Genomic DNA, 24,798 nt, shown 5'->3' on the forward strand with positions numbered 1-24,798 from the left:
GGCATCCCAGAAAAACGACCGTGATAATTTATATACCACCGGGACGGGAGCGCGCTCCCGACTCCGCGGCCGTCCGCAACGCACTTGCGCGTCGGCCCCGCTCGAACGGATATGGTGCCGTCCGAAGCGGCCGGCCGAAGAGAGACGGACATAGATGCCGTCGACGCGCCCGAACGCATCGTCTCGCTCGCGCCCAGCGCGACGGCGTCCCTGACGGCGATGGGCGCCGGCGAGGCGGTCGTCGGCGTGACCGCCCACTGCGACCTCGACCGCCCGGTCGTCGGGGGGTGGCTGAACCCCGACTACGACCGGCTGGCCGACCTCGACCCCGACGTCGTCTGCACCGCCGACGGCCTCCAGCGCGAGGTCCGCGACGAGCTCCGAGACCGCGGCTACGACGTCTGCCACGTCGAGCCCGACACGCTCGCGGCGGTGGTCGACTCCGTCGAGGCGCTCGCGCGGGCGGTCGGCCGGCCCGAGGCGGGGAGCGCGCTCGCGACGGAACTGCGCGACCGGATCGAGGCCGTCCGGAGCCGCGTCCCCGAACGCGGGAGCGACGCCCGGCCCGTGATCTACTGTGAAGAGTGGGGCGACCCGCCGATGGCCGCCGGCAACTGGGTCCCCGACGCGGTCGCGGCCGCGGGCGGCCGCTACCCCTTCTGCGAACCGGGAGAACGGTCACAAGAAGTGACGAGAGCGCGGGTCGCGGGCGCCGACCCCGATCACGTCGTGGTCCACCACTGCGGCCACGGCGACCGGGTCGACCCCGACGTCCTCGCCGAGCGCGGCTGGGACCTCGACGCGCCGGTCCACGTGTTCGACGACGATCTCCTGAATCAGCCGAGTCCCGCCCTCGTCGGCGGCATCGAGCGGCTCGCGGCGGTGCTCCACGGCGACGGCTGAGTGAAGGGGAGGCCAGCGGCCCGCCGGACCGCGAAAGCGACACGCGTATACTCCGCGCCGCACCACCCGCCGGTATGCGAATCGGAGTCGGCAGCGGGAACCCCGTGAAGCGCGACGCGACGGCCCGGGTCTTCCCGGACGCGACCGTCGAGGCGGAGCCGGTCCCCTCCGGCGTCTCCGAGCAGCCGACGGGCCGCGAGGAGACGCGCCGGGGCGCGGAGAACCGAGCCGCGACGGTCCTCGACGCCGGCAGCCACGACCTCGGGGTGGGGATCGAAGGCGGCGTGGCCGGCGTAGAAGAGGAAGACGGCGAGCCCGCGCTCCTCGTGATGTGGGCCGTCGTCGACGACGGCGACCGGCGGGGCGTCGGCGCCGGACCGAGCCTTCCCCTCCCGGACTCGGTCGCCGGGCGCGTCCGCGCGGGCGAGGAACTGGGGCCGGTGATGGACGACGTCCTCGGCGAGTCCGACGTCGCGAAGAAGCAGGGCGCCGCGGGCGCGTTCACCGGCGGCGCGATGACCCGGACCGACGCGCTGGCCGCCGCGGTCACCGCGGCCGCGAGCCCGTTCCTGAGCGACCTGTACTAACCTAATCGAGTTCGGGCGCCTCCTCGCCGTGCTCGCGGACCTCGCGGGTCTCTTCGACCGCGGTCGTCAGCGAGACGTTGAGCCCGAGCATCGAGGCGTAGCCGCCGATCACGGTGACGAGGTTCTTCACCGCGTGATCGAGGACGGCCGCCCCGAGCGCCAGCTCGGCCGACAGCGGCGTCAGTCCGACGACGAGGAGGGTGAAGGCGCCCTCGTAGAGCCCGACGCCGCCCGGCGAGAGGGGCAGCACCTTCGCGAGGTTGCCGACGCTGACCGCGAAGAAGCTCACCGCGATCAGTTCGACGAGCGGGAGCCCCGGCTGAAACGCCGCGAGCACGAGGAGCGCGGTCACGACGTCGAGCGTCCAGACGGCCACGCTCGCCGCGCCGACCCGGGAGAAGCCGCGGCGCGTCCCCGCGACGGTCTGGAGGTCGTCGACGAACCGGCCGACCACGCCCGCGACGAAGTCCGCGTAGGAGTCGGTGCTCACGCGGTAGACCAGCGCGCGGACGAAGTCGCGGTCGCTCCGCGCCGAGAGCGCGATCCCGACGACGGCCGCCAGCGCGACGAGGCCGACGCCGAGCGCGACGATGACGGCGACGCGGCCGGCGCCCTCCGCGCCGGTGATCGTCCGGGCGAGCTCCGCGGTCTGGCCGGTCGCGGTGTAGCCGATGAGGACGACGCCCGCCATCGAGGCGATCGTCAGCAGGTCGAAGACGCGTTCTGCCGCCAGCGACGCGAACCCCGAGGGGTACGGGATCCCGCGGCGTGCCTTCACCACGTACGCCCGGATGAGGTCGCCCGCCCGCGCCGGGAAGACGAGGTTCCCGGTCTGGCTGATGAACACCGCGCCGGTCAGGAACCCCACCGTCTCGTGGTAGCCCAACTCCGCGAGGATGTCGCGGTAGCGGTAGCCCCGGAGCGGCCACGAGAGGACGTAGATCACCGCAGCGGCGCCGACGAGCGCGAGGTCGGCGTCGCCCATCTCGGAGAGCACGGTCTCGAAGTCGATGTACTGCGTCATCAGCACCAGCGCGACGAGGGCCAAGACCGCGCCCGCGACGATGCCGACGCGGCGGGAGAGCCTCGGGCGGACCGACAGCTGCCAGAACGTGCGGACGATCTGGCTGCCCATCCCGAAGACGTCGCGGACGAGGTCGACCTTCGTGTCGCCCTTCGGCGTCCACTCGACGGGGAACTCCGCGACCGCGAACCCGCGGCGCTGGGCGCGGACGAGCATCTCGGTGTCCCAGAACCAGTGGTCGTCTTCGACCTCGGTCTTGAGGTCGTCGAACGCCTCCCGGCTGAAGGCCTTGAAGCCGCACTGGTGGTCGCGGAGCTCCGACCGGAGCAGCGTCCGCACGAGGCCGTTGTACACCCGACTGGGAACGCCGCGCTTCGGCGGCCGGTCGGCGACGTTGCCGGGGATCCAGCGCGAGCCGGTCGCGACGTCGGCCTCGCCCGAGCGGACGCGCTCGATCAGCTCTTCGAGGTGGCGCATATCGGTCGCGAGGTCGGTGTCGAAGTACACCAACACGTCGCCGTCGGCCGCCTCGAAGGCGCGTTCGAGCGCGCCGCCGCGCCCCAGTCGCTCGTCGCTGTGGAAGTGGCGGACGCGGTCGTCCTCGGAAGCGAGGCGGTCGGCGATCTCGGGCGTGCGGTCCGCACAGCCGTCTTCGGCGATGATGACCTCGAACGACCCCGGCGCCAGGAACGACGCGAGCGTCCGCAGGGTCGTCTCGACCGTGGCCTCGATCGTGTCGGCCTCGTTGTACGCCGGCAGGACGACGCTCACCGAGACCGCTTCCGGCCCGCCGCGATCGGCTGCGACGTCGCCGTCCGCGGCGTCGCCTCCGTCGGCGCGCACGCCGCTCTCTGTGGCGTGATAGTGATTGCTCTCGCTGTTTACCGCCGAACGCCACCCCCCGGTGACGGCGTTCGGCGGTAAGAGACGAGAGTAACCACTATGAGGCCGCGGGGCCGAGTCGCGTCCGGAGCCGTCGCGGGGACCGTCCATTGGTGGCTTCTGGCCGTGCAGCGGGTATGAACTTTCTGCCTCGGATCGGCTCCGAATCCGTGTTAGGCGACTGTACCGACGGGCGCCCGAAGGCGGAACGAAACGGGCGATCGATCCGCCGAAACCGCACCACAGCGCGGGGTTAAGCGACCGTACCAAACACCTCATAGGCCGAGCGGATGTACTGGTGCGTATGAGCGCGACAGCCGCCGCGAGCCCGACCGCGAACCTCAACGAGAAGCAGGATCGGATCCTCGGATACCTGCGAGCGAACGTGGACGAGCGGACCTACTTCAAATCGCGCCTGATCGCCGAGGACCTGGAGCTCTCCGCGAAGGAGGTCGGCGCGAACATGCGGGCGATCCTCGACAGCGACGTCGGCCTGACGATCGAGAAGTGGGGCTACTCCTCGGGGACGACCTGGAAGGTGACGCGGTGAGCGGCGCCGCGGTCAGGGGTCATACCGCACGAGCGAGTCGGTCTCGTCCGCCAGCGCGACCGCGTCGGCGCCGAACGAGTCGGCGTACCTGACGACGAGCACGAGGAGCGTCTCCGGGCGCTCGACGGCGTAGCCGTCCTCCCGGGAGAGCAATCCGGCCTCGTCGAGTTCGCGCGCGTAGCCGCTCACGGTCGCCCGCGAGACGTCGAGGTGGGCCGCTAGGTCCGCGCCCGTGGCGTCCGGGTTCCGAAGGAGTTCGATGAGCATCCCGCGGGGGGTCCGCCGCCGGAGGTACCCGAGCGCGGTCTGTTCGAACGCCGAGAAGCGACCGGCGGGGAAGAAGCGCTTGTAGTCGCCGTCGCGGCGGGAGTCGAGGACGCCCTCCTCGACCAGATTCCGGAGGTGGTGTTGGGTCTCGCCCGTTCCCAACTGGAGGTCGTCGCGGATCTTCGAGAAGTGGGCGCCGGGCGCGGAGGCGACGAAGCCGACGATGGCGTCGCGGGCGTCGCTCGTGGTCTCCGAGTCCGCGGCCGCGGTGCCGGATGCCAGCCCGGCGAGCGGCGAGGCCGCTCCGAGCGCCGCAAAGCGCCTGAGCGTCGCCCGCTTTTCCTCGTCGACCTCCCGGTTGGGCATCGAGTCGGTTGATAGAGGGGAGATGCGGACAAAAGCGCTTCGTTCGGGGCGATAGCGACGGGATCGCCGAGCCGGCTACTCCGTCTCGCGCTCGACGGCCGGCTCCTCGGACGACTCGTCCGCCGCGTCCTCGGGCTCCGGCGAGGGCGACCCCGACTCCGCGGCGTCGGCGTCGGCCTCGGCGACGACCTCGTCGGGGTCCTTGATCGACGGCTCCTCGACCGTGCCGGCCTCCTGGATCACCGCGTCGGCGTCCTTGAAGTCGGTGCCGGCGCCCTGCTTGATCGCCTCGGCCTCCTGTTCGAGCTCTTCGACGTCCATCTCCGTCGCCTGGTCGATCTGGCCGAGGATCTCCTCGATGTCGTCCAGCCCGAGCAGTTCGCGGGTCTCCTCGTCGAAGTCGAGGCTGTCGAGGCCCGCCTGTTCCTGGACGTCGGAGTCGGTCAGCTGCCGGCCGTAGCGGCCCAGGAGGCTGGTGAGCTCCTGCGGCAGGACGAACGTCGTCGACTCGCCCTGGCCGATCGTCTCCAGGCTCTCCATTCCCTTCTCGATGATCGCGCGCTCGCCCATCGATTCGGCGGACTTCGCGCGGAGGACCGTCGAGATGGCGTCGCCCTGCGCTTCGAGGATCTGGCTCTGCTTTTCGCCCTGCGCCCGGATGATGTTCGACTGCTTTTCACCCTCGGCCTGCTCGACGGCGGAGCGCCGTTCGCCCTGCGCTTCGAGGATCATCGCGCGGCGGCGGCGCTCGGCCGACGTCTGCTGTTCCATCGCCTGCTGGACGTCCTGGGAGGGGTTCACCTCGCGGACCTCGACGCTCTCGACGCGGACGCCCCACTCGTCTGTGGGCTCGTCGAGCTCGCGGCGGATCCGACCGTTGATCTCCTGGCGCTTGTTGAGCGTGTCGTCGAGCTCCATGTCGCCGATGACCGCCCGCAGCGTGGTCTGGGCGAGGTTCGAGACCGCGCGCTTGTAGTCGTCGACTTCGAGGAACGCCTTCTTGGCGTCCATCACCTTGATGTAGACGACGGCGTCGGCGGTCACGGGGGAGTTGTCGCGGGTGATCGCCTCCTGGCGCGGGACGTCGAGCGTCTGGGTCCGCATATCGAAGGCGTACGTCCGCGAGACGAACGGCGGGATGAAGTTGATCCCCGGTTCGAGCAGTTTCCGGTACTCGCCGAAGACCGTCAGCGCCTTCTTCTCGTAGGCGTCGACGATCTCGACCATCTGGTAGACGGTGACGATCGCGAGGAGGAGCACGAGGATCCCGATCGTCGGGATCCCGATGCCGAGTTGGAGTAACGCGGGACCGAGTGCCATAGCCGACCTTGGGAGGTGGCGGTGATAAGCGTTGGCCCGGGCCGATCGCCGGCCGCCGGCGGCCGTCCGAACAGCCGTCGCCGGTCGTTTTTCGGGGCCGTAAGTCTCGATCCGGTCGGCTACCGGGACTCGAACCGGAGCACGAGCCGATCGACCAGCAGGCCGTAGACCGTCATCTCGCGGCCCTTCTCGGAGTACCACGTGTCGACGGGCTCGACGAACCCGGCCTCGCGGAGGCGCTCGACGTGGTAGCGCGCGTTCTGGAGCGACGTGTCGGCCGCCTCGGCGATCTCGGAGACCGGCTTCGGCCCCGCGTCGAGGGCACAGAGGACCGCCTGCGCCGTCTCCGAGGCCAGGACCGAAAGCACCGCACCCGAGCCGGTCCCGTCGACGACGACCTCGGTGCGGTCCGGAGCGGGGCGCTCGACCGAGCCGTGGGCAGGTAACAGGCTTGACATCGCCTCACGCTCCGGACGCCGGCGTCTCGCGGCGCTCGGTCCGCCCGTCGCGTCTCGACCTCACGCGGGGGGCGGGCTGTCGGTTCCGAGAGGCGCGCGGCACGTCGTTCGGGTCTCGCATCGAATCCATCGTACACCCCACTGCGTATCGGACCACAAAGAGACCCGGCGCGGAGTTTCTCGATCTGAAGTTACCCCCGACTAGCGGAGGTACAGTGATCGTCGGTCCGGGCCGCCGACGGTGCCGGCCCGGGAATCGCGGGCGCGGCGCGTCACTTCCGAGCGTGGAGCGAGTAGGCGATGAGGAGGACGCCGAGGAACTGCAGAGTCCGCGTCACGAGTGTCAGTGGACGCTGGTACCGGAGGTCGAGGTAGCCCTCCCGGAGGAGCACGGAGCCGACGAAGGCGATGCTGAACGCGACGGTCGTGAGCAAGAGCAGCCCCAGCGAGAGCGCTCGCATCGTCCGGCTGTCGTGGCGGCGATACCCGCGGTAGGCCTGATAGCCCACGTAGCCGCCGACGAGCGTGGACCCGAGCGCGAGCGCGACGATCAGCCAGTCGACGAGCGCGGACAGCCCGAGCATGTCAGAGGTTCTCCCACATTTTCCTGAATCGGTCCGCGGTGTCTGACTCCCGTTCGCCGGGGAACGACGCCGGTTCGCGTCGGGTCACGTCGGCCTCGAAGCGCCCCTCCCCCAGTTCGATCGAGAGCTCCGAGAGCGTGGCCGCGTAGACGCCGTAGTGGTTCCCGTCGCTTCGGACCTCCGTGCGCTCTTCGAGGAGGTCGTGCTCTCGGAGCCGCTCGACCCGCCGGTACACCGTCGGTTCGGACATCTCACATTCGTCGGCGAGCTGCTGTGCGGACATTGGTCTGACACTCGTTGCGGCGAGGATCGCCCGGGCGTAGTCGTCGCTGAGGATGTCGAGAATGTCGCCGGGGTCCGGGTCCTCGCTCACGCGTCGACCGGAGGACCGCCGCCCGAATAAATACCGCCCCGGACTTCCGACTCTGAAGTTCCACCACGCAGTCGTCGGAGCCGCCCGCGGCGGGCCGATTTGGGGAGGGCTGCCCGCGCAGACGGCGGGCCGGGAGTCGAGCGTCGGTGCCGGGGCACGGAGGGAGCCCGGCGGAGGGATCGAGAGCACGTCAGCGGGGCCGCGGTAGCGACCGCGGCGGCGACGACGGACGGCGGGGACGTGAGCGGGGCGGCACCTCGCGCCCGCAGCGCGTGTCCATCGCGTTCGACGGGAGGGTTCGAGAGATAATATAACGGCAGCCGCAGTTTCCGGGTCAGAAAACGCCGTCGCGCGCCGGGCGCCGCGGGGACGAGGACCCGAAAGCGTTCACCCGCTGGGACACCCGATCGACCGGGACACGGCGATCAGCCGCTCGGTCTCGACGCCCGTCCCCCGAACCGTGTACCGGTACTGCTCGCACGACCAGGACAGCGAGGTCGTCGGGCCGCGGTCGAGCGTCGCCGGCCGACCGTCGACGACGAGGTCCGTCTCGCCCTCGTCGGGCGCGTAGGTGAAGTTGTACTTGGCGGCCGTGAGCTGGCGGCCGTCCGCGGCGTACCGGAGCCCCACGCCCCGCACGCGGCCGGTGGTGCGCGTCGCGTACGTGAGCGAGAAGTCCGCCGGCACCGACGGTTCGGGGACCGCGATCGAACTCCGCGCCGAGAGGTCGGCGACGCTCCGGTACCACTCGGTCTCCGGCGTCTCCAGCCGCTCGACCGTCGCGTTCGGTCCGAAGTCCGGCGAGAAGGCGTCCGCCGAGACCGGCGCGTCGAACGTCACGTTCGTGTAGGTGGTCGTCACCGACCGCCGGGCCCCGTCGGCGGTCCAGACGGTCCGGGTCCGGAGCGGATAGAACCGCTCCGCGTCGAGCCAGAGCCGCTGCCGGTAGCCGACGTCGCTGCGGTTCGTCGAGGGCGCGACGCTGAGGACGTACGCCTCCCGGCCGTCGACCGAGTCGGTCCCGACGTAGTCGACGGTGTAGGTGTCGGCGGCCTCGGGGCGCGGTCCGGCCCCGCGGTCGCGCGGCACGACCGGCAGCGGCGCGACCGTCGGCTGCTGCGGCCGACCGGCCGCGTCCGTCAGCCCGGCCGCCGCCACGAACTGCTGAATCCGGGCGGCCCGCGTCGTGCGCTCCGGCGGGCCGGTGAGGTTGATGACGGTGACGTTTCGCCGGTCGGCATCGTAGAGCCACAGGACCGACCCGTTGGAGAGCCGGCGCTCGTACCGGCGCGGGCCATCGCCGCGGAACCGGACCCGCTCGCGGTCGGTGCCCGGAACGAGGGTCACGTCTGCGACCGTGCGGGAGACGCTCCGATCGCGCTCGACGACGACCGACCGGGTCGCTTCGAGGGAGTCGATCGAGCGGTACCGCTCGCTCACGTTCTCGCTGACTCGCGGCTCGCCGTCCGTCACCGACGCCCCCGACGCCCACACGAAGGTAGAGAGGGCGACGGCGAGCAGCAGGAGCGCGGCGAGCGTCCGTCGGTCGATCGGGAGGGCGCTGTCGGTCATACGGGGTGGGGACCAGGGTCGTTTGCGTTCTGGTAGCGCGGGCAATTAAATACCGCCGCTCCGGGATTCGCGGGCCGGCGCGAGAGGCGCGGGGCGCGATCCCGGCGATCGCGGGGCGGGACGCCCGGACCGTCAGTTCCGCTCGGTCTCGACGTCCAGGTCTTCGCCATCCGTCGGCTCCGACTCCGACCCCGTGCTCTCGTTCGCGTCGGTATCAGCGCCGGGGTCGGCGTCGATCTCACCGGAGCCGCCGCCGTCGCCGCCGGCCGCGTCCGCCGCGCCCTCGCGACGCCCGCGTTCGAGCGCGCGGTCGATCTCGTCGTACTCGGTTTCCAGGGACTCGACGGTGACGACGTTGCCGCCGCCGGGATCGACGACGACGACTTCGGTCCCGACGTCGAGTTCGCCGTCGACCGAGCGCGCGGCGTAGTAGGGGTTGAAGCCGCCGTCGTCGAGTTTGACCTCGCCCTCGGTGGGCGTGACGCGCTCTGTCACTCTGCCGGTCCGCCCCCGGAGGCTCGTCGAGTCGCTCGTCTGGGCCGTGCCCTTGCCGCCGTAGATGTCGAGTTCGCGGTAGCCGTAGAGCGCCAGGCCGCCGAAGACGAGCACGAGGACCGCGAGCACGACGGGCGAGGCCAGCGGCCCGAGCACGAGCCCCACCAGCCCGGCCGCCAGCAGGGCGATCCCGAGGACGATGAAGTGCGCTCCCGGCGCGAACGCTTCGAGGAAGCTGACGCCGAGGCCGGCCGCCACAAGGAGGAGCGGCAGCGTCTCGGGCGGGATCGAGAGCTGGAGGGCGACCGCGAGCGCTCGGTCGAACATACGCGGGCTTGGGATGGCGCACGATTAAGCGTTATCACGGGACGCGAGGTGGGATCACGCTATCGTAGCGTTTGCAATTGATTACACATCCGATCGCACGACAGCGTGCGATCGAGTGAGTGAAGACTTGCAAACGCTACGACCGTAAGCGACGTCGGTGATACTGTCGGACACAAGTCTGTGAAGAATTTCCCGCCCGGGGCGGCGAATATCTTGAAACAGTTGTGTCCGACAGTATGAAGCGCTCGAACCGCGGGTGTCGATCGACGAGCCCGCGTCGTCTGCGGAACAGTATCAGCCGTCGTCCGGGACGGTGGCCTCGGGCGTGATCGACGTGTCGCGCTCGAACCGGAGCCTCAGCTCGCCGTCGTAGACGAGGGTCGCGCTCTCTGCGTCCGCCGGGATGCTGAAGACGATCCACACCTCGCGGCTCTCGCCCGGCTCGAAGAGCCCGGCGCTCGGGAAGCCCGTCACGCCTTCGAGCGGCTGTCTGCCGTAGCGCTGGCCGGCGACTTCGACCGCGAACGCCGACTGCTGGAGCTGGATCGGGCTGTCGCCGCCGTTGGTGACGTTCAGGCGGACGAGCAGGAACGTCTGCCCGTCGGGCGGCTCGAAGGAGGTTCCGTTGACGCTCAGGCCGTCGCGCGTCTCGGCGTTCCACCGCGCGTCGACCGTCGCGTTCGCGCCCGCGGTCGACATCGCGGAGACGCCGGGGCCCGCATCGCCGCCCGGGCCCAAGAGCCCGCCGCCGAGGCCGACCGCCGGGCCGACGGTCGCGCCGATCAGGAACGCGACGACGAGCACGACGGGGATGACGCCCGCCGGCACCGACCCCGAGGCGATCCCGCCGAGCCGGTCCGTCACGCGGTCGAGTCGGGATCCGTCTCCAGGGTCTCCGTCGGTCCCGCCGTCGCCGCCGTCCGATTCGTCGCCCGATCCGTCCGCGGTGAGGCCGACCGTCGCCCGGAGTCCCGCGACCGCGGCGCCGACGTCCGGCAGGCGGTCTTCGAGCCCCTCCGGCACGGGCACGCCGACGTCGCGGAGGCGCTCGAAGACGGCCGCGAGGCCGCTCGTCTCGGTGTACTGGGCGAGGAGGTCGTCGAAGCCGCCCTCCGAGACGGTGGTTTCGAGCGTCTCGCGGTCGAGGAGGTGGACCCCGCGCTGGCCGGCGATGCGCTGGGCCCCCTCCGCGAAGGCGCCCTGGGTTGCGACGACGGCGACGTCGATGCCGCGCTTCCGACAGAACGTGACGAACTGCTTGAGGTGCCGCTCGGTGACGGTCGCGGTCGTCGTCGGGAAGACGTAGATGACGCCGCGCTTGCCGTCGCCGCGCTTGCCGATCACGAAGTGGGTCTCGTCGGCGCGCTCCTTCATCGAGACGTTCCAGCCGCGCTCGCGCCACAGGTCGCCGAGGAACGAGACGAACTCTTCGGGCTCCAGTTCGGGGATCACGACGGCTCACCTCCGCGGCCGCGGCGGGCCAAGAGCGCGCCGAGCGCGAGCACCGCGGCGACGGCGACGCCCGGCGACAGCGGGAGACTCGACTGCGTCGCGCCGGCGGGCGCGAGCGGCGTCCGCGTCACGACGGGGTACGGCGTCTCGGTCGGCGTGGGCGTCGCCGTCGCCGTCGCGGTCCGTGTCGCCGCCGGCGTCTCGGTCGGCGCCGGCGGGAAGTCGATCACCGCGGTGTCGTTGACGACGACGCCGTCGTCGGCGTACGCCTCGGCGTTCGCCCGGTAGGAGCCGTTCGCGTCCGCACGGACCAGCTCCGCGCGGAGCCGCTGGGTCTCGAACAGGGGCGTGCTCAGTTCCGCCGCGACGTTCTCGTGGCGGCCGGGTTCGAGGTAGTCGCTCCGGCCGACCGACTCGCCGTCGGCGTCTTCCAGCCGGACGAAGCCGCCGGAGGGGATCTCCGCGCTCGCGACGGTCAGCGACGTGCCGTTGGCGGTCTGATTATCGATCCGGACGCTCGGATCGGGCGCGACCAGGTAGACGTCCTGGGCGGTCTGGAGGAAGTACTCTCGGACCCACAGCGTCGCGTTCGCGCCCCGGGAGACCGAGCCGAGGTCGAAGTCGGCCTCGAAGCGGCCGTCGGCGCCGACGGTCGCGTCTCGGAGTTGGAGGAAGGCGTTCGGGTCGTCGGAACGCAGCCGGACTTCGAGGGTCGTGTTGGGCGCGCGGTTCGTCCGGCCCGTGACGGTGAAGGTGTCGTTCTCCCACGGGTAGTGGGTCGCGTCCTGCGTCGGCGACAGCGACACCGACGGCGCTTCGAGGGTGAACGCCGTCGTCGCGAGCGTCGTCTCCGAGGCGACGAGGCCGCTCTCGTCGGTGAGCGTGAGCGCCGCGCGGTAGCGGTTGCGCCCGGACCGGTCCTCGATCGGGACGCCGCTCGTGTTCCAGAGCACGTAGATCCGGTCGTTCTCGAAGTTCGGGAGCACGGAGACGTTCGCGCCCGCCGTCGCGACGTACTCGCGGGCCGCGTGGTTCGGGCCGGGGTCGGTCTGGGTGAAGTTGACCTTCAGGCCGTTCGCGGCCGCGCTCCCGGTGAGATCGCTCGCGTTCAGCGCGGTTTCGAGGCCGCTCTCTTCGAACCGGACGACGGCGTAGTCGCCGCGGGCGACGGTCTCGCCCGCGCTCATCTGGCTCGTCAGCGCCCCCACGTCGGCGTCGCCGTCCTCGCCGCCGCCGGTGTACTCCTCGGGGGTGAACGACGCCGGGGCGCGGTAGGACGCCGCGGTCGTCTCGCCGCGGGGTTCGACGGTGAGCGTGGCGAGGTCCTGTTCGACGCCGTCGACTTCGAGCCGCAGGAGGTAGTCATCGGGCTCGATCGCTTCCTCGAGGGGATCCGAGTGCATCGTCGGCGAGCCGCCCTCGATGAACTCGCTCGGGTCCGCGGCGGTCGTCGCGCGGGTGTCGAGGACGACCTCGGTCGAGCCGCTACCGCCGAGTTGGACGGTGACGTTGAAACCGTACTCCGCGCCGCCGATCGTGAGGTTCGCGGGGCCCGAGTGCGAGACCGAAATCGTGACCTCGTTGCCGCGGGTCACCGTCAGATTGTCCCGGCCGAACGAGCCAGAGGCCTCTTCGGTCTGCGCGCGTGCGGGACCTGCGTCGATCGTTGCGACCGACGCGGGCGCCGGCGCCGCCGGCACCGCGGCGAGCCCCGAAACCGGGGCTACCGCACCGACGAGGAGGCAGCAAACGATGGTGAGGGGAAGCGTAGCGTGGGACATCGGCGGGTCGGTTGTCTCACTGCTACCCCGCATACCACATAAAGCGCTACGGTCACAGCATCAGAAGTGATAATTCTCTGCCGTCAGATGAGGCCCGGCGCGAACGCCGACGCCAGGAGGGCGACGGTGCCGAGCACGCCGAGCACGACGAACAGCGCGTTCTCCGGCTCCGGGCGCTCGGGCTCGATCGGCGGACGCTCGAACGTCAGCCCCTCGTCGAGTTGGGTGCCGATCGTCGAAGCCGCGTCGGGGTCGGAATCGGAACCGGAGTCGGAGTCGGAATCGGACTCGGAATCGAAGTCGACCGGACTCCGAGCGGGGTCGTCCTCGGCGGTCCGGTCGCGGTCCGGGTCGTGATCGCTCATCACCCGAGGTAGGTGCCGCGCCCGGAAATCCCTACCGCCCGCGACGCCCGCGGTCGGGCTCGCGGCGGTGTCTGATCACGTCGCCCTCGTAGACGATGCCGCGCTCGGCGTGCAGCGTCAGGGTCGTGCCCGGCGAGAGCCGCTCCGGCAGCGGCGCGCCCGAGATCATCGGCAGATCGAGCTCGCGGGCGACGAGCGCGGGGTAGCCGGTCATCCCCGGCCGCGCGTCGACGATCCCGCCGAGCTTCGCCGCGTCGCCGTCGAACTCGCCGTCGAAGTCCGCCGGCAGCGCGAGGATCGCGCCCTCGGGGACCCCGGAGAGGTCGCCGTCCGAGGAGACCGCGAGCGGCCCCGTGATCCGGCCCCCGACGACCTTCCGGCCCGTGGCGACGGCCTCGGCGGCGACGTGGAGCTTCAGCATATTCGTCGTGTTCGTGCCCTCCAGTTCGGTCATCATCCCCGAGAGGACGACGAGCGTGTCGCCGGAGGCGGCGGCGTCGACGTCGAGCGCGGCGTCGACCGCGTCGTCCATCATCTGGTCGATGCCGTCGCGGTACGGCGAGTAGGTCGGAATGACCCCCCACGAGAGCGCGAGCTGGCGACGGACCCGATCGATCGGCGTCGTCGCGACCACCGGGACGGCCGGGCGGAACTTCGCGGTCTTCCGGGCCGTATAGCCCGACTCGGAGGCGGCGACGATGGCGCTCGCGCCGACGTCGCGTGCGAGGTAGCGCGCCGATCGGGCCAGCGCCTCCGTGCGGGAGTCGCCGTCGGGCGTCGGGATCCGCCCCTCGCGGCCCTCGGCGTACTCGTCGCTGGATTCGACCTGGCGGACGATCCGGTCCATCGTCTCGACGACGCGGACGGGGTCGTCGCCGATGGCAGTCTCGCCCGAGAGCATCACCGCGTCGGTGCCGTCGAGGACGGCGTTGGCGACGTCGGAGGCCTCCGCGCGGGTCGGCCGCCGGGCGTGGATCATCGAATCGAGCATCTCCGTCGCGGTGATGACGGGCGTCCCCGTCTCGTGGCACCGGCGGATGATCCGCTTTTGGATGATGGGGACGTCTTCGAGCGGCATCTCGACGCCGAGGTCGCCGCGGGCGACCATCACGCCGTAGGCGGCGTCGACGATCTCATCGAGGTTCTCGACCGCGCCGGCGCGCTCAACCTTCGCGACGACGGGGATGTCCGCGCCGAGTTCGTCGAGCGCGTCGCTGATGGTGTAGACGTCGGCCGCCGAGCGGACGAACGAGGCCGCGACGAAGTCGGCCTCGGTCTCTGCGGCGACGCGGAGCTCCTCGCGGTCGCGCTCCGTGATGAGGTCGATGTCGAGGTCGACGCCCGGGAGGTTCACGCCCTTGCGGCCGGCGAGCTTCCCGCCGGAGTCGACGCGGGCGACGACGGCGTCGTCCTCGACGCGGAGCACCGTGGTCTCGATGCGGCCGTCGTCGAGGAGGACCGTATCGCCCGGCTCCGCGGCGGCGATCGAGTACGAGAGCCCGACGGTCTCGGGCGTCGCGTCCGTGCCCTCGACGAACCGGACCTCCGAGCCCGTTTCGAGCTGGATCGGCTCCTCCAGGGGCGCGGTCCTGACCTCGGGCCCCTGGAGGTCGACCATCGCCGCCAGGGGGCGCTCCGTCCGGTCGTCGACCGCGCGGATCCGCCGGATCACCTCCCGGCGGTGGTCGGGCGTCCCGTGGCTCGCGTTGAGCCGCGCGACGCTCATCCCCGCCTCCGCGAGGGCCTGGATCGTCGACTCCTCGTCGGACGCCGGGCCGAGCGTGCAGACGATCTTCGCTTTTCGCATAGAACGGTATACTCAACACCGAGTTAAAAAGACCGCCGGTGCCCGGGTGTCGGTAAAGATTGGGCGAGTCGCGGCGGGCGCGGAGGACCGGGCTACCGGATCTTCGTGCCGGGCTCGGCGTCGCCGTGGGTCGTCAGCAGGTCGGCCTGCTCGCCCGCCGCGAGCAGCATCCCGTTGGACTCGACGCCGAACAGTTCTGCCTTCTCCAGGTTGGCGACGACGACGATCTTGGTCCCGGGGAGGGAATCGAGGTCGTGGAGCTGCTTGATGCCGGCGACGATCTGGCGCTCCTCGACGCCGATGTCGACGGTCAGCTTCGCGAGCTTGTCCGCGCCCTCGACGCCCTCGGCGTCGAGAATCTCGCCGACGCGGATGTCCAGGTCCTGGAAGTCCTCGAAGCCGATCCGCTCGTCGGCGATCGGTTCGAGGTCGGCCGCGGCGTCGTCGGAATCCTCGTCCGCCGCCGAGTCGTCGCTCTCGTCGTCGGCGGTCGCCTCCGCGACGCGCGCTTCGAGCTTCTCGTTGAGCTCCTCGACGCGCTCTTCGGGGATCTTCTCGAAGAGCTCCGTGGGCTCGTCGAACTCCCCGCCGGGCGCGTCGAGGGCGGCCTCGACGCCGACCGCGTGGACGTCGCCGTCGGCGTTGAGGTCCTCCCAGAGGTGCTCTGCGGCCTCGGGCGTGACCGGCTCGAACAGGACGGCCACGGCGGTCGCGACCTGGACGCAGTCGCGGATGACCTGAGCCTTCTCGGGATCGTCGTCGTCGAGCTTCCAGGGCTCGTGCTTCTGGATGTACTCGTTGCCGAACTGCGCGAGGCGGACCGCGCTCTCGCCGATGTCGCGGACGGAGTAGTCGTTGACGCCGGCGCGGAAGTCGTCGATCGCCGCCTCGATGCGCTCGCGGACGTCGTCCGACAGGTCGGCGTCGGGCGTGCCGCCGAACTCCCGGGCGGCGAAGAGCATCGAGCGGTACGCGAAGTTGCCGACCGTGCCGACGAGTTCGTTGTTCACGCGCTCGCGGAACTTCGCCCACGAGAAGTCGACGTCCTGCTGGAAGCCGCCGTTGGTCGCGAGGTAGTACCGGAGCAGGTCCGGGCGGAAGCCCTCCTCCAGATATTCGTCGGCCCAGACGGCGCGGTTTCTGGAGGTCGAAAAGCCCTTACCTTCGAGGGTGATGAACCCCGAGGCCATCACCGCGCGGGGCTCGGTGTAGCCCGCGGCGTGGAGCATCGCCGGCCAGAAGACGGTGTGATGTTGGATGATGTCGCGGCCGATGATGTGGACGATTTCTCCCTCGTCGCGCCACGCGTCCTCCCAGTCGAAGACGTCGCTGCCGACGCGGTCTGTGTACTGCTTCGTGGAGGAGATGTACTCGATCGGCGCGTCGACCCAGACGTAGAGGACGAGGTCCTCGTCGCCGGGGTAGTCGACGCCCCAGTCCATGTCGCGGGTGATACACCAGTCCTGGAGTTCGCCCTCGATCCACTCGCGGGGCTGATTCTGCGCGTTCGAGGTGCCCTCCAGTCGGTCGAGGAAGCCAGAGAGGTACTCCTGGAGGTCCGAGACGGCGAAGAATTCGTGCTCGCGCTCGTGGTACTCGGCGGGGTTGCCCGTGATCGCCGAGACGGGGTCTTCGATCTCGCCGGGTTCGAGGTGGCGGCCGCAGCCCTCGTCGCACTCGTCGCCGCGGGCGTGTTCGCCGCAGTACGGGCAGGTGCCCTCGACGAAGCGGTCGGGGAGCCACTGGTCGGCCTCGGGGTCGTAGGCGACGGGGATCTCCTTCTCGTAGACGTAGCCCTCTTCTTCCAGCGTGCGGACGATCTCCCGCGTCGTCTCGACGTTGGTCTCGTCGTGGGTGTGGCCGTAGTTGTCGAACTCGACGTCGAACTTCGGGAAGGTCGCCTCGTACTGCTCGTGGTGCCGGAGCGCGAACTCCTCGGGCGTGACGCCCTCCTCCTCGGCGTTGACCGCGACGGGCGTGCCGTGCATGTCCGACCCGGAGACGAAGGCGGTGTCCTGTCCGAGTCGCTTCAGCGCACGGCTGTAGATGTCGCCGCCGACGTACGTGCGGAGGTGACCGATATGGAGGTCGCCGTTGGCGTACGGCAGGCCGCAGGTCACCACCGTCGGCTCGTCGGTGGGGAAGTCCTCGTGGCTCATACACGGTGATGAACGGGGCGGGACCAAAATCCCGCTGGTTCGAAGTCGCGGCCGGTCGGCGCGGCGGTCCGTCCCGGCGCCGTCTAGACGATCGACAGGATCGTTCCGACGCCGACGAGAGTCACGACGAGCCGCCCCACGCTCCCGGCGAAGGTCGCGGCGGCGAACTTCGCGTAGTCCTCTTCGAGGACGGCGAACGCGTAGATCGACAGCGTGTCCGGGAAGAACGGAACCGAGAGCGCGAGCGCGAGCCCCGCGTAGCCCCACCGCTGGGCGATCTCGACGGTCCGCCGCTCGGACCACTCGACCACGTCGAATCGGGAGTTTCGGAGGAAGCGGATCACCGGCCCGGAGTCTTTGACCTCCTGGCCGATGTGAAACGCGAAGACGCTCCCGGCGGCCTTGCCCACGCCGGTCGTGAGGATGATGACCGCGAGCCGGCCGGCCTCGCCGAGTCCGAGATCCAGCGGCGCCAAGAGGACGACCTCGCTCACGCCCGGGAGCGCGAAGGCGATCAGGAACGAGTAGACGAAGATGATGCCGACGCCGGGCCACCCGGTGGCGGTCTCGACCGCCCGGGTGAGCCAGCCGAACTCCGGCAGGAGGTCGCCCGCCACCGCGACGCCGACGGCGCTGGCCGTCTGCGCGACCGGTCCGAGGAGGGATGCCGTGGCGGGGACTGACACGTGTGTCGGGGAGTGAGACGCACGGGGTGGTAAGTCTTGAGTTTCGGAACGATCGCGGAACCGCGTCGGCGTCGATCGGGCCTACCGGACGGCGTCGAGGTCGTCGAGGAACGCCCGGAGGCTGCTCTGTGTTACGTGCGGCATCATCACGATCCGCGCGAGCCCCGAGCCCGTCCGCGAGAGGCGCCAGTCGCGCTCCCGGAGCGCCTCGAACGTGCTCCCGCGCAGGTCGGCGACGACGATCGGGAGCTCGACGCCGGGGACGTCGTAGCCGCGGTCGCGGAGTTCGTCGGCGAGCCAGCGCGCCAGCCGGTCGGCGCGCTCGTACTCGCGGCGGTAGCCGTCGGGCCACAGCGCGTCAATGGCGGCGACGGCGCTCGCGACGCCCGCGCCGCTCCTGGTACCCGTCAGCGACGCCTGCGAGGTGGATTCCAGATACGGCGTGTCGACCGCGAGCGCGTCCATCCCGGCCGCCTCGCGGAAGAGGAGCCCGCCGGCCGGGATCGCCGCCTGGCCGCACTTGTGGGGGTCGATCGTCAGCGAGTCGATCCCCGCGTGGGCGAAGTTCCACTCGTGGTCCGTGAAGGGGAGGAGGAAGCCCCCCCAGGCGGCGTCGACGTGGCAGTACGCGCCGGCGTCGTGGGCGACGGCCGCGATCTCGGGGATCGGATCGACCCGGCCGTACTCGGTGCTGCCGGCGACGCCGACGACGAGGACCGTCTCCTCGTCGACGGCCGCGGCGACCGCCTCAACGTCCGCGCGGTGGTCCTCGTCGGTCGGCACCGACCGCAGTTCGACCTCCAGGAGGTCTGCCGCTTTCGTGAACGAGAAGTGCGCGCTCTCGGGGACGACGAGGTTCGGGTTCGCGACGCCACGTCGCTCCCGCGCCGACCGCACAGCCTGGATGTTGGCCTCGGTGCCGCCGCTCGTGACGTAGCCGTGGGGCGCCGCGTCGGGGTCGCGGACGCCGCTTCCGCCCCCGCCCGAGCGCGTCGGCACCGACTCCGCGCCGCCGTCGACGGTCTGGGAGTCGTCGGCGTCGTGCGGCCGCTCGGCGGGCGCGGTCTGGGGCGGCACGTCGAGGCCGGCGAGCCGGCCGAGTTCGGTCACCGCGCGGGCCTCCAAGCGCGCGACCTCGTTGTACGTGGCCGGGTCGCCGGGATTCGTCGCGAGAAACCGCTCTGCGGCCGCTCTCGCGTCGGGGTGTGGTTCCGTACACATCGACGAGAGAACGCGGTCGAACTCCTGCGGGGCCGCCCGCTGCATAGCGACGAGTACGGCCCCGCCGCGTTTAGGTATTCTGTTACGGGAACCCCGGGTGGCGGACCCGCGATTCGGCCCCGGGCGGCCGGAGAAGGTGAGGATGGCTGTGTCAGCGCCGGAAGTCGGCGCGGCGGCTCAGCGGACCGAATCGAGGATGAGCCGCTGTTCGACCCGCTTTACCTCGTGTTGGACGTCGCGGACGGCGTCGATGTTGGCCGACACCGAGGAGACGCCCTTCTCGACGAGGAACTGGACCATCTGCGGCTTCGAGCCGGCCTGCCCGCAGATGCTCGTCTTCACGCCGAGCTCGCGGCACGTCTCGATGGTGTCGCCGATGAGCGACAGGACCGCGGGGTGGAGCTCGTCGAAGCGGTCGGCGACCCGCTCGTTGTTGCGGTCGACCGCGAGGGTGTACTGCGTGAGGTCGTTCGTCCCGAAGGAGACGAAGTCGATGCCCTCCTCGGCCATCGACTCGACCGCCAGCGCGGCCGCGGGCGTCTCGACCATCACGCCCCAGGTCCGCTTTTCGGGGTCGACGCCGGCCTGTTTCATCAGGTCTCGGGCGCGGGCGACGTCCTCGGCGTCGTTGACCAAGGGGAACATCACCTCGACGTTGTCGTAGCCCATATCGAAGATCCGGCGGAACGCCTCCAGTTCGTGCTTGAAGAGGTCGGGGTTGTCCAGCGAGCGCCGGATGCCGCGGTAGCCGAGCATCGGGTTGTGCTCTCTGGGCTCGTCGTCGCCGCCCTCCAGCTGCCGGAACTCGTCGGTGGGCGCATCGAGCGTCCGGACGCGGACCGGCCGCGGGTAGAACTCCTCGGCGGCGGTGCGAATGCCGTCGACGAGCTCGTCGACGTAGGCGCGCTCGCCGTTGTCCGCGATGTACTTCGTCGGCGTCTTGCCGAGCGAGAGCACCATGTGCTCCGTCCGGAGGAGACCGACCCCGTCGGCGCCCGTCGCGGCCGCGCGCTCTGCCGCCTCGGGGATCGAGACGTTGACCTTCACTTCGGTGGCGGTCATCGGCTTCACGGGCGTCTTCGGGCGCGCGTCCTCGATCGGCTCGGTCTCTTCTTCCTCGGGCTCGGTTCCCTCGCGGATGGTCCCCTTGTCGCCGTCGATGGTGATGAGCTGGCCGTCTTCGAGGTCGTGGGTCGCCGAGCCGGCGCCGACGACCGCGGGGACGCCGAGCTCGCGGGAGACGATGGCGGCGTGGGAGGTCATCCCGCCCTCGTCGGTGACGATCCCGGCCGCGCGCTTCATCGCGGGCACCATGTCGGGCATCGTCATCTCCGTGACGATGATGTCGCCCTCGCCGACCTGGTCGAGGTGGTCGAGCTTCGTGACGATCCGGACCTCGCCGGAGGCGATTCCGGGGCTGGAGCCGAGCCCGCGGAGGAGCACGTCGCCGGAGTCCGCGCTGTCGGCCTCGATGCCGCCGTCCGCGCCCGCGGCCTCGACGTCGGGGACCGCCTCGTCCTCGTCGTCGATGGTGGTGATCGGGCGCGACTGGAGCATATAGATCTCGCCCTCGTGGACCGCCCACTCGACGTCCTGGGGCGTCCCGTAGTGGTCCTCGACGCGCTCGCCGAGCTCGATGAGTTCGTCGATCTCTCCGTCTTCGAGGACGCGGACGCTCCGCTTGTCGTCGGGGACCTCGGTCTCGATGGTCTCGCCGGTCTCCTCGTCTTTGATCATCATCGTCTTCTTGTCGGCGACGGTGATCGTCTCCACCTCGCCCGTCTCGCGGTCGATCACGTAGTTGTCGGGGGAGACGGACCCGGAGACGACGGCCTCGCCGAGGCCCCAGGCGGCCTCGATGATGATCTGCGGGTCGCCCGTCGAGGGGTGAGAGGTGAAGAGGACGCCGGACTTCTCGGCGTCGACCATCTCCTGGACGACGACCGCGATGTCGACCTTCTCGTGGGGGAAGCCCTGGCGGTTCCGGTAGTAGATCGCGCGCTGGGAGAAGAGCGACGCCCAGCACTCCTTGACGCGCTCGACCAGCGCGTCCTCCCGGACGTTCAGGAACGTCTCCTGTTGGCCCGCGAAGGAGGCGTCCGGGAGGTCCTCGGCGGTCGCCGACGAGCGGACGGCGACGAACCGCTCGCCGTCGCCGAGGTCCCGGTACGCCGCGATGATCTCCTCGCGGACGTCGTCCGGCACCGGGGTCTCCATAATCAGTTCGTGTGCGCGCTCGTGTGCCTCGCGCAGCGCCTCGGTGTCCTCGTGGTCGACGTCGACGGCGGAAAACAGCTCCTCGTCGATGCCGGCGTCCTCGATGAACTCCCGATAGGTACCGGCGGTCACGACGAACCCCGACGGGACGGGCAGCCCCGCGGCGGTGAGTTCGCCCAGCGAAGCCCCCTTCCCGCCGACGCGATCGACGTCGGTGGACCGCACGTCGTCCAGCCAAGCTACAGCCATCAGTGTGTGCATTTCCGCAGATATCCCTAAAGTACTTTCCGAAGCGTGCAACGGTGAATTAAACAAACTCGGCTCCGAGTACTCAATTCCCGCCGGGCGGCTCGGTCGATCCCCGAGACGACCCGAAGCCCCCGTGACGGATGACACGGGCGAGAAGTTCTTTAGGACCGCACCCCACGATCCGACTGTGCTTCCGGAGTGGGTTTCGCTGCTGCCGCCGTGGCTCGTCTTCGGGCTGCTCGGCGGCGGCGTGGCCTCCGTGATCGCCGCGGGCGTGTTCCTCGTCGGCGGCCGCCTGTTCCCCGACGAGCCGACGCCTAGGGCCGGACGCATCGACGGGTCGGCCCGCCGCCGCGCGGAGATCCAGCGGTACCTCCGCGACATCGACGAGCCGTTCGCGGAGGACTACGAGATCGGCGGCGAGACCGTCGAGTTCTACCTGCCCCAGCGGGACGTCGCGCTCACCTTCGACGCGCAGGCGTACTTCCGGCTCGAACGCGCCGGGACCTACACGGTGCTCTGCGAACACGAGATGCCGGTCCGCGCGCTCGGCCGGCGGCTCCCCTTCGAGGTGCCGACCGTCGGCGTCGAGTCGGCGTCGGACCGATCGAACCCGGTTCAGGACGCCTTCGAGCACCTCGGCGTCTCGCGGCCGGCGACGGTCGAGGAGGTCCGAGACGCCTACCGCGACCGCGTGCTGTCCGTCCACCCCGACCACGGCGGCTCTGAGGCCGAGTTCAAGCGGCTGCAAGAGGCGTACGCGACCGCCAGGGAACACGCCAGCGACTGACGTTTTTATACCGGGAGGCGGCCAGACCGCCCGTGACGTAGTCGCGGCCGCGGCGCGTCAGCGGGTGTGCGACACACTGCGCCGCGCGGCCCCACCGGGTCTCAGTCCGGTCCGTGTCGCCTGTTCGCCACACCGATAGCCGCCGCGACGCCGACGAGCAGAGCGTCCGCGACGTGCCGGTACTGACTTGCTGACGGGCGCCCAAGACCGGCCGTGGACACGATCGAGTACCGGGAGCGAAGCGTCTTCCTCCCTGACGCGGACGCGCTCGTCGTCGCGGACCTCCACGTGGGCCGCGCGTCGGCTTCGGACGTCGCGTTCCCCCTCGGCGAGCGGCGGGACCTGCGGGACCGGCTCGACGCGCGCCTCGCGGCGTTCGACCCGGGGACCGTCGTGTTCGCCGGCGACGTGCTCCACCGGTTCGGGACCGTCACCGAGCGGAGCCGCGAGACGGTCGCAGAGCTCGCCGGCGCCTGCCGCGACGCGGGGAGCGAGCCGGTGTTCGTCCGCGGGAATCACGACGCCGCGCTCGACCGCGTCCGCGACGGCGTCCGTGACGTCTACGTCGCATCCGAAGACCCGCGGGTCGTCGTCTGTCACGGGCACGAGCGGCCGGAGATCGACGCCGACCGATACGTGATCGGCCACGACCACCCGGCGATCGCGATCGAGGGACGCCGCCGACCGTGCTTCCTCGACGCGCCGGACGCCCACCGCGGCGCCGACGTGCTGATGCTGCCGGCATTCTCCCGCGCCGCCGCGGGCGTCGAGATCAACGACGCGCGCGGGTCGGACCTCCAGTCGCCGCTGCTCGATCGGCTGGACGACGCCCGGCCGATCGTCTACGACGGCGACGCCGGGAAAGCGCTCGCGTTCCCGCCGCTGGGGGAGTTCCGGCAACTGCTCTGAGAAGCTCGCCGGCGGTCTCCTCGGCCGCGAGCCGCGCGTCCCCGTCGCCGCCGAGGCGCTCAGAGGTCGCGCTCGACCGCCCGCGCCGCCTCGCGGCCGCTCCGCATCGCGCCCTGGATCGACGACCAGGCGGTGTAGTCGCCTGCCAGGTACGTCCGCCCGCCGGGCGCCCGCGTCCCGGGCAGCGTGTCGTGGACGCCCGGCGGCTGGTCGAACTGCGCGAACTCGATCCGGTGGGTACGGACCGGCTCCAGCTCGGAGAAGTCACGGTCGGGGTACCACGCCTCCAGCGTCAGCCGCGTCTCCTCGGCGAGGGCGTCGGCGTCGCGGTCGAGCGCCGCCTCGCCGAGGAACGTCGCGTTGACCAGCGCCTCGCCCTCGGGCCCGTACTCGGGCGCGACCTCGGACATCGGCACGATCGTGTTCGGCGAGGGGTCGGCGGCGTTGAGAAGCAGTTTCCGCCGCGTCGTCGGGGTGACGCCTTCGGGCAGCCGGTAGTGCTGCGTCACGCAACTGCGGGCGTCGGTGGGCACGTCGTCGACACCCGTGAGCCGCTTCGCTTCCTTCGGATCGGTGGCGACCACGACCGCGTCGACGTCGAGCGCCTCCGATTCGGTCTCGACCGTGGCGCCGTCGCCGTGGTCGGTCACCGCGCGAACGCGGGCGTTGCGGCGGATCGTCGCGCCCGCCGCCTCCGCCCGCTCGGCCAACTGCGCCGGGATCGCCTGCATCCCCGCGGCAGGCACGGCGATCCGGCCGTCGGAGAGCGCCTTGAACGTGTACTCGAAGACGCGTTTCGAGGTCGACAGCGACCGATCGAGCGTGATCCCGCCGTAGAAGGGCGCGACGAAGTGCTCGATGTACGACTCGGAGAAGCCCCACTCGCGGAGGTACGAGCGGATCGACCGGTCGGCGCTCCGGAAGATCTCCGATTCGGTCCGGGTGCCGACGTGCTGTCTGAGCAGCAGCGTCCGCGCCTTGTCGGTCCCCGTCACCTCGTCGTTCCGCACCGACGCAGGGAGCGCCCGGAGGTCCCGGAGAGGGTCCGAGAGGACCGACCGCGATCCGGGGCGGGCGATGACCGCACCGGGGGTGAAGTACCGGAGGTCGAGCGCGCCGAGGTCGAGTTCGCGCTGGACAGCCGGATAGGCGGTGAAGAGGACCTGAAAGCCCCGGTCGAGCGTGAACCCCTCCCGGTGCTCCGTGCGGACGCGACCGCCCACCGACGGCCGGCGCTCGAACAGCGTCACCTCGGCGCCCGACAGAGCGAGGCGTCGCGCCGCGACGAGGCCCGCTAGTCCGCCCCCGACGACCGCGACGGAATCCTGAGTCATACGCGGTCCTTCGGTCGGCACCCACATAGGGACTGCGAGTGGGGTCGTCGGCGGGGGCCGTCGAACGGCGCGGTCGTCGAGCGGCCGCGCTCCCGCCCCACCCAGATGACCGGATGAATA

22 protein-coding genes are annotated in these 24,798 nt (G+C 70.8%); 5 read left to right on the plus strand and 17 right to left on the minus strand.

Annotated features, from left to right (window positions below; all coding sequences use genetic code 11):
- Nucleotides 1-111 precede the first annotated feature (111 nt).
- The gene (locus tag ACQUQ0_RS02040; protein WP_435182845.1) at nucleotides 112-903 is read left to right on the plus strand and encodes a helical backbone metal receptor; all 792 of its coding nucleotides are present in this window, start codon (nucleotides 112-114) and stop codon (nucleotides 901-903) included.
- A 74-nt stretch (nucleotides 904-977) separates the two neighbouring features.
- Nucleotides 978-1,490, plus strand: a complete 513-nt coding sequence (gene yjjX / locus ACQUQ0_RS02045) for an inosine/xanthosine triphosphatase (RefSeq protein ID WP_435182846.1) — start codon at nucleotides 978-980, stop codon at nucleotides 1,488-1,490.
- A 1-nt stretch (nucleotide 1,491) separates the two neighbouring features.
- Here yjjX and ACQUQ0_RS02050 read toward each other — a convergent pair whose 3' ends face one another.
- On the minus strand, nucleotides 1,492-3,285 hold the full coding sequence (locus ACQUQ0_RS02050) for a flippase-like domain-containing protein (protein ID WP_435183038.1): 1,794 nt from the start codon (nucleotides 3,283-3,285) through the stop codon (nucleotides 1,492-1,494).
- Between the two features lie 415 nt (nucleotides 3,286-3,700).
- Between ACQUQ0_RS02050 and ACQUQ0_RS02055 the strand changes: the two genes are divergently transcribed.
- Nucleotides 3,701-3,946, plus strand: a complete 246-nt coding sequence (locus ACQUQ0_RS02055) for a DUF7123 family protein (protein ID WP_435182847.1) — start codon at nucleotides 3,701-3,703, stop codon at nucleotides 3,944-3,946.
- Nucleotides 3,947-3,958: 12 nt separating this feature from the next.
- Here ACQUQ0_RS02055 and ACQUQ0_RS02060 read toward each other — a convergent pair whose 3' ends face one another.
- The 15 genes from ACQUQ0_RS02060 to ppsA all read right to left on the minus strand — a co-directional run bounded on the left by ACQUQ0_RS02060 (nucleotide 3,959) and on the right by ppsA (nucleotide 21,645).
- Nucleotides 3,959-4,579 (minus strand): winged helix-turn-helix transcriptional regulator, encoded by a 621-nt coding sequence (locus ACQUQ0_RS02060; RefSeq protein WP_435182848.1) that lies wholly within the window; start codon nucleotides 4,577-4,579, stop codon nucleotides 3,959-3,961.
- A 75-nt stretch (nucleotides 4,580-4,654) separates the two neighbouring features.
- Entirely contained in the window at nucleotides 4,655-5,899 is a 1,245-nt protein-coding gene (locus ACQUQ0_RS02065; RefSeq protein WP_435182850.1) for an SPFH domain-containing protein, read from the minus strand.
- A 119-nt stretch (nucleotides 5,900-6,018) separates the two neighbouring features.
- Nucleotides 6,019-6,357: an ArsR/SmtB family transcription factor gene (locus ACQUQ0_RS02070; protein ID WP_435182851.1), complete on the minus strand. Its 339-nt coding sequence runs from the start codon at nucleotides 6,355-6,357 to the stop codon at nucleotides 6,019-6,021.
- 272 nt (nucleotides 6,358-6,629) lie between these two features.
- Nucleotides 6,630-6,941, minus strand: coding sequence for a DUF7521 family protein (locus tag ACQUQ0_RS02075; protein ID WP_372388153.1), 312 nt, complete (start codon nucleotides 6,939-6,941; stop codon nucleotides 6,630-6,632).
- Between the two features lies 1 nt (nucleotide 6,942).
- Nucleotides 6,943-7,314, minus strand: a complete 372-nt coding sequence (locus ACQUQ0_RS02080) for an ArsR/SmtB family transcription factor (RefSeq protein WP_435182852.1) — start codon at nucleotides 7,312-7,314, stop codon at nucleotides 6,943-6,945.
- Nucleotides 7,315-7,701: 387 nt separating this feature from the next.
- The gene (locus ACQUQ0_RS02085) at nucleotides 7,702-8,886 is read right to left on the minus strand and encodes a LolA family protein (protein WP_435182853.1); all 1,185 of its coding nucleotides are present in this window, start codon (nucleotides 8,884-8,886) and stop codon (nucleotides 7,702-7,704) included.
- A 132-nt stretch (nucleotides 8,887-9,018) separates the two neighbouring features.
- A complete protein-coding gene (locus ACQUQ0_RS02090) occupies nucleotides 9,019-9,708 on the minus strand; it encodes an NfeD family protein (protein ID WP_435182855.1) in 690 nt (229 codons plus the stop codon).
- Nucleotides 9,709-10,002: 294 nt separating this feature from the next.
- Nucleotides 10,003-11,160, minus strand: coding sequence for a restriction endonuclease (locus ACQUQ0_RS02095; protein WP_435182857.1), 1,158 nt, complete (start codon nucleotides 11,158-11,160; stop codon nucleotides 10,003-10,005).
- Entirely contained in the window at nucleotides 11,157-12,974 is a 1,818-nt protein-coding gene (locus ACQUQ0_RS02100; protein ID WP_435182858.1) for a DUF7282 domain-containing protein, read from the minus strand. Before ACQUQ0_RS02100 ends, ACQUQ0_RS02095 begins: the two co-directional genes overlap by 4 nt.
- Nucleotides 12,975-13,024: 50 nt before the next feature.
- Complete coding sequence (locus ACQUQ0_RS02105) at nucleotides 13,025-13,306, minus strand: DUF7312 domain-containing protein (protein ID WP_435182859.1); 282 nt, start codon at nucleotides 13,304-13,306, stop codon at nucleotides 13,025-13,027.
- Between the two features lie 31 nt (nucleotides 13,307-13,337).
- Nucleotides 13,338-15,113: a pyruvate kinase gene (pyk, locus tag ACQUQ0_RS02110; RefSeq protein ID WP_435182860.1), complete on the minus strand. Its 1,776-nt coding sequence runs from the start codon at nucleotides 15,111-15,113 to the stop codon at nucleotides 13,338-13,340.
- A 92-nt stretch (nucleotides 15,114-15,205) separates the two neighbouring features.
- Nucleotides 15,206-17,272 carry a methionine--tRNA ligase gene (gene metG / locus ACQUQ0_RS02115; protein ID WP_435182861.1) on the minus strand — a complete coding sequence of 689 codons (2,067 nt, stop codon included), beginning with the start codon at nucleotides 17,270-17,272 and terminating at the stop codon, nucleotides 15,206-15,208.
- An 83-nt stretch (nucleotides 17,273-17,355) separates the two neighbouring features.
- Nucleotides 17,356-17,889 (minus strand): YqaA family protein, encoded by a 534-nt coding sequence (locus ACQUQ0_RS02120; RefSeq protein WP_435183040.1) that lies wholly within the window; start codon nucleotides 17,887-17,889, stop codon nucleotides 17,356-17,358.
- Nucleotides 17,890-18,039: 150 nt separating this feature from the next.
- A complete protein-coding gene (gene mfnA / locus ACQUQ0_RS02125) occupies nucleotides 18,040-19,224 on the minus strand; it encodes a tyrosine decarboxylase MfnA (RefSeq protein ID WP_435182862.1) in 1,185 nt (394 codons plus the stop codon).
- 132 nt (nucleotides 19,225-19,356) lie between these two features.
- On the minus strand, nucleotides 19,357-21,645 hold the full coding sequence (gene ppsA, locus ACQUQ0_RS02130; RefSeq protein ID WP_435182864.1) for a phosphoenolpyruvate synthase: 2,289 nt from the start codon (nucleotides 21,643-21,645) through the stop codon (nucleotides 19,357-19,359).
- A gap of 187 nt (nucleotides 21,646-21,832) precedes the next feature.
- On the opposite strand from ppsA, the gene ACQUQ0_RS02135 reads away from it, so the two are divergent.
- Both ACQUQ0_RS02135 and ACQUQ0_RS02140 read left to right on the plus strand, forming a co-directional pair.
- On the plus strand, nucleotides 21,833-22,435 hold the full coding sequence (locus ACQUQ0_RS02135; protein WP_435182865.1) for a J domain-containing protein: 603 nt from the start codon (nucleotides 21,833-21,835) through the stop codon (nucleotides 22,433-22,435).
- Between the two features lie 213 nt (nucleotides 22,436-22,648).
- Complete coding sequence (locus tag ACQUQ0_RS02140; RefSeq protein WP_435182867.1) at nucleotides 22,649-23,344, plus strand: metallophosphoesterase; 696 nt, start codon at nucleotides 22,649-22,651, stop codon at nucleotides 23,342-23,344.
- Nucleotides 23,345-23,403: 59 nt separating this feature from the next.
- Here the strand turns inward: ACQUQ0_RS02140 and ACQUQ0_RS02145 are convergent, their stop codons facing one another.
- Nucleotides 23,404-24,678 carry an NAD(P)/FAD-dependent oxidoreductase gene (locus ACQUQ0_RS02145; RefSeq protein ID WP_435182868.1) on the minus strand — a complete coding sequence of 425 codons (1,275 nt, stop codon included), beginning with the start codon at nucleotides 24,676-24,678 and terminating at the stop codon, nucleotides 23,404-23,406.
- Between the last annotated feature and the right edge of the window lie 120 nt (nucleotides 24,679-24,798).

The organism is Halobellus sp. EA9 (assembly GCF_051195055.1).
Lineage (GTDB): Archaea > Halobacteriota > Halobacteria > Halobacteriales > Haloferacaceae > Haloquadratum > Haloquadratum rubicundus.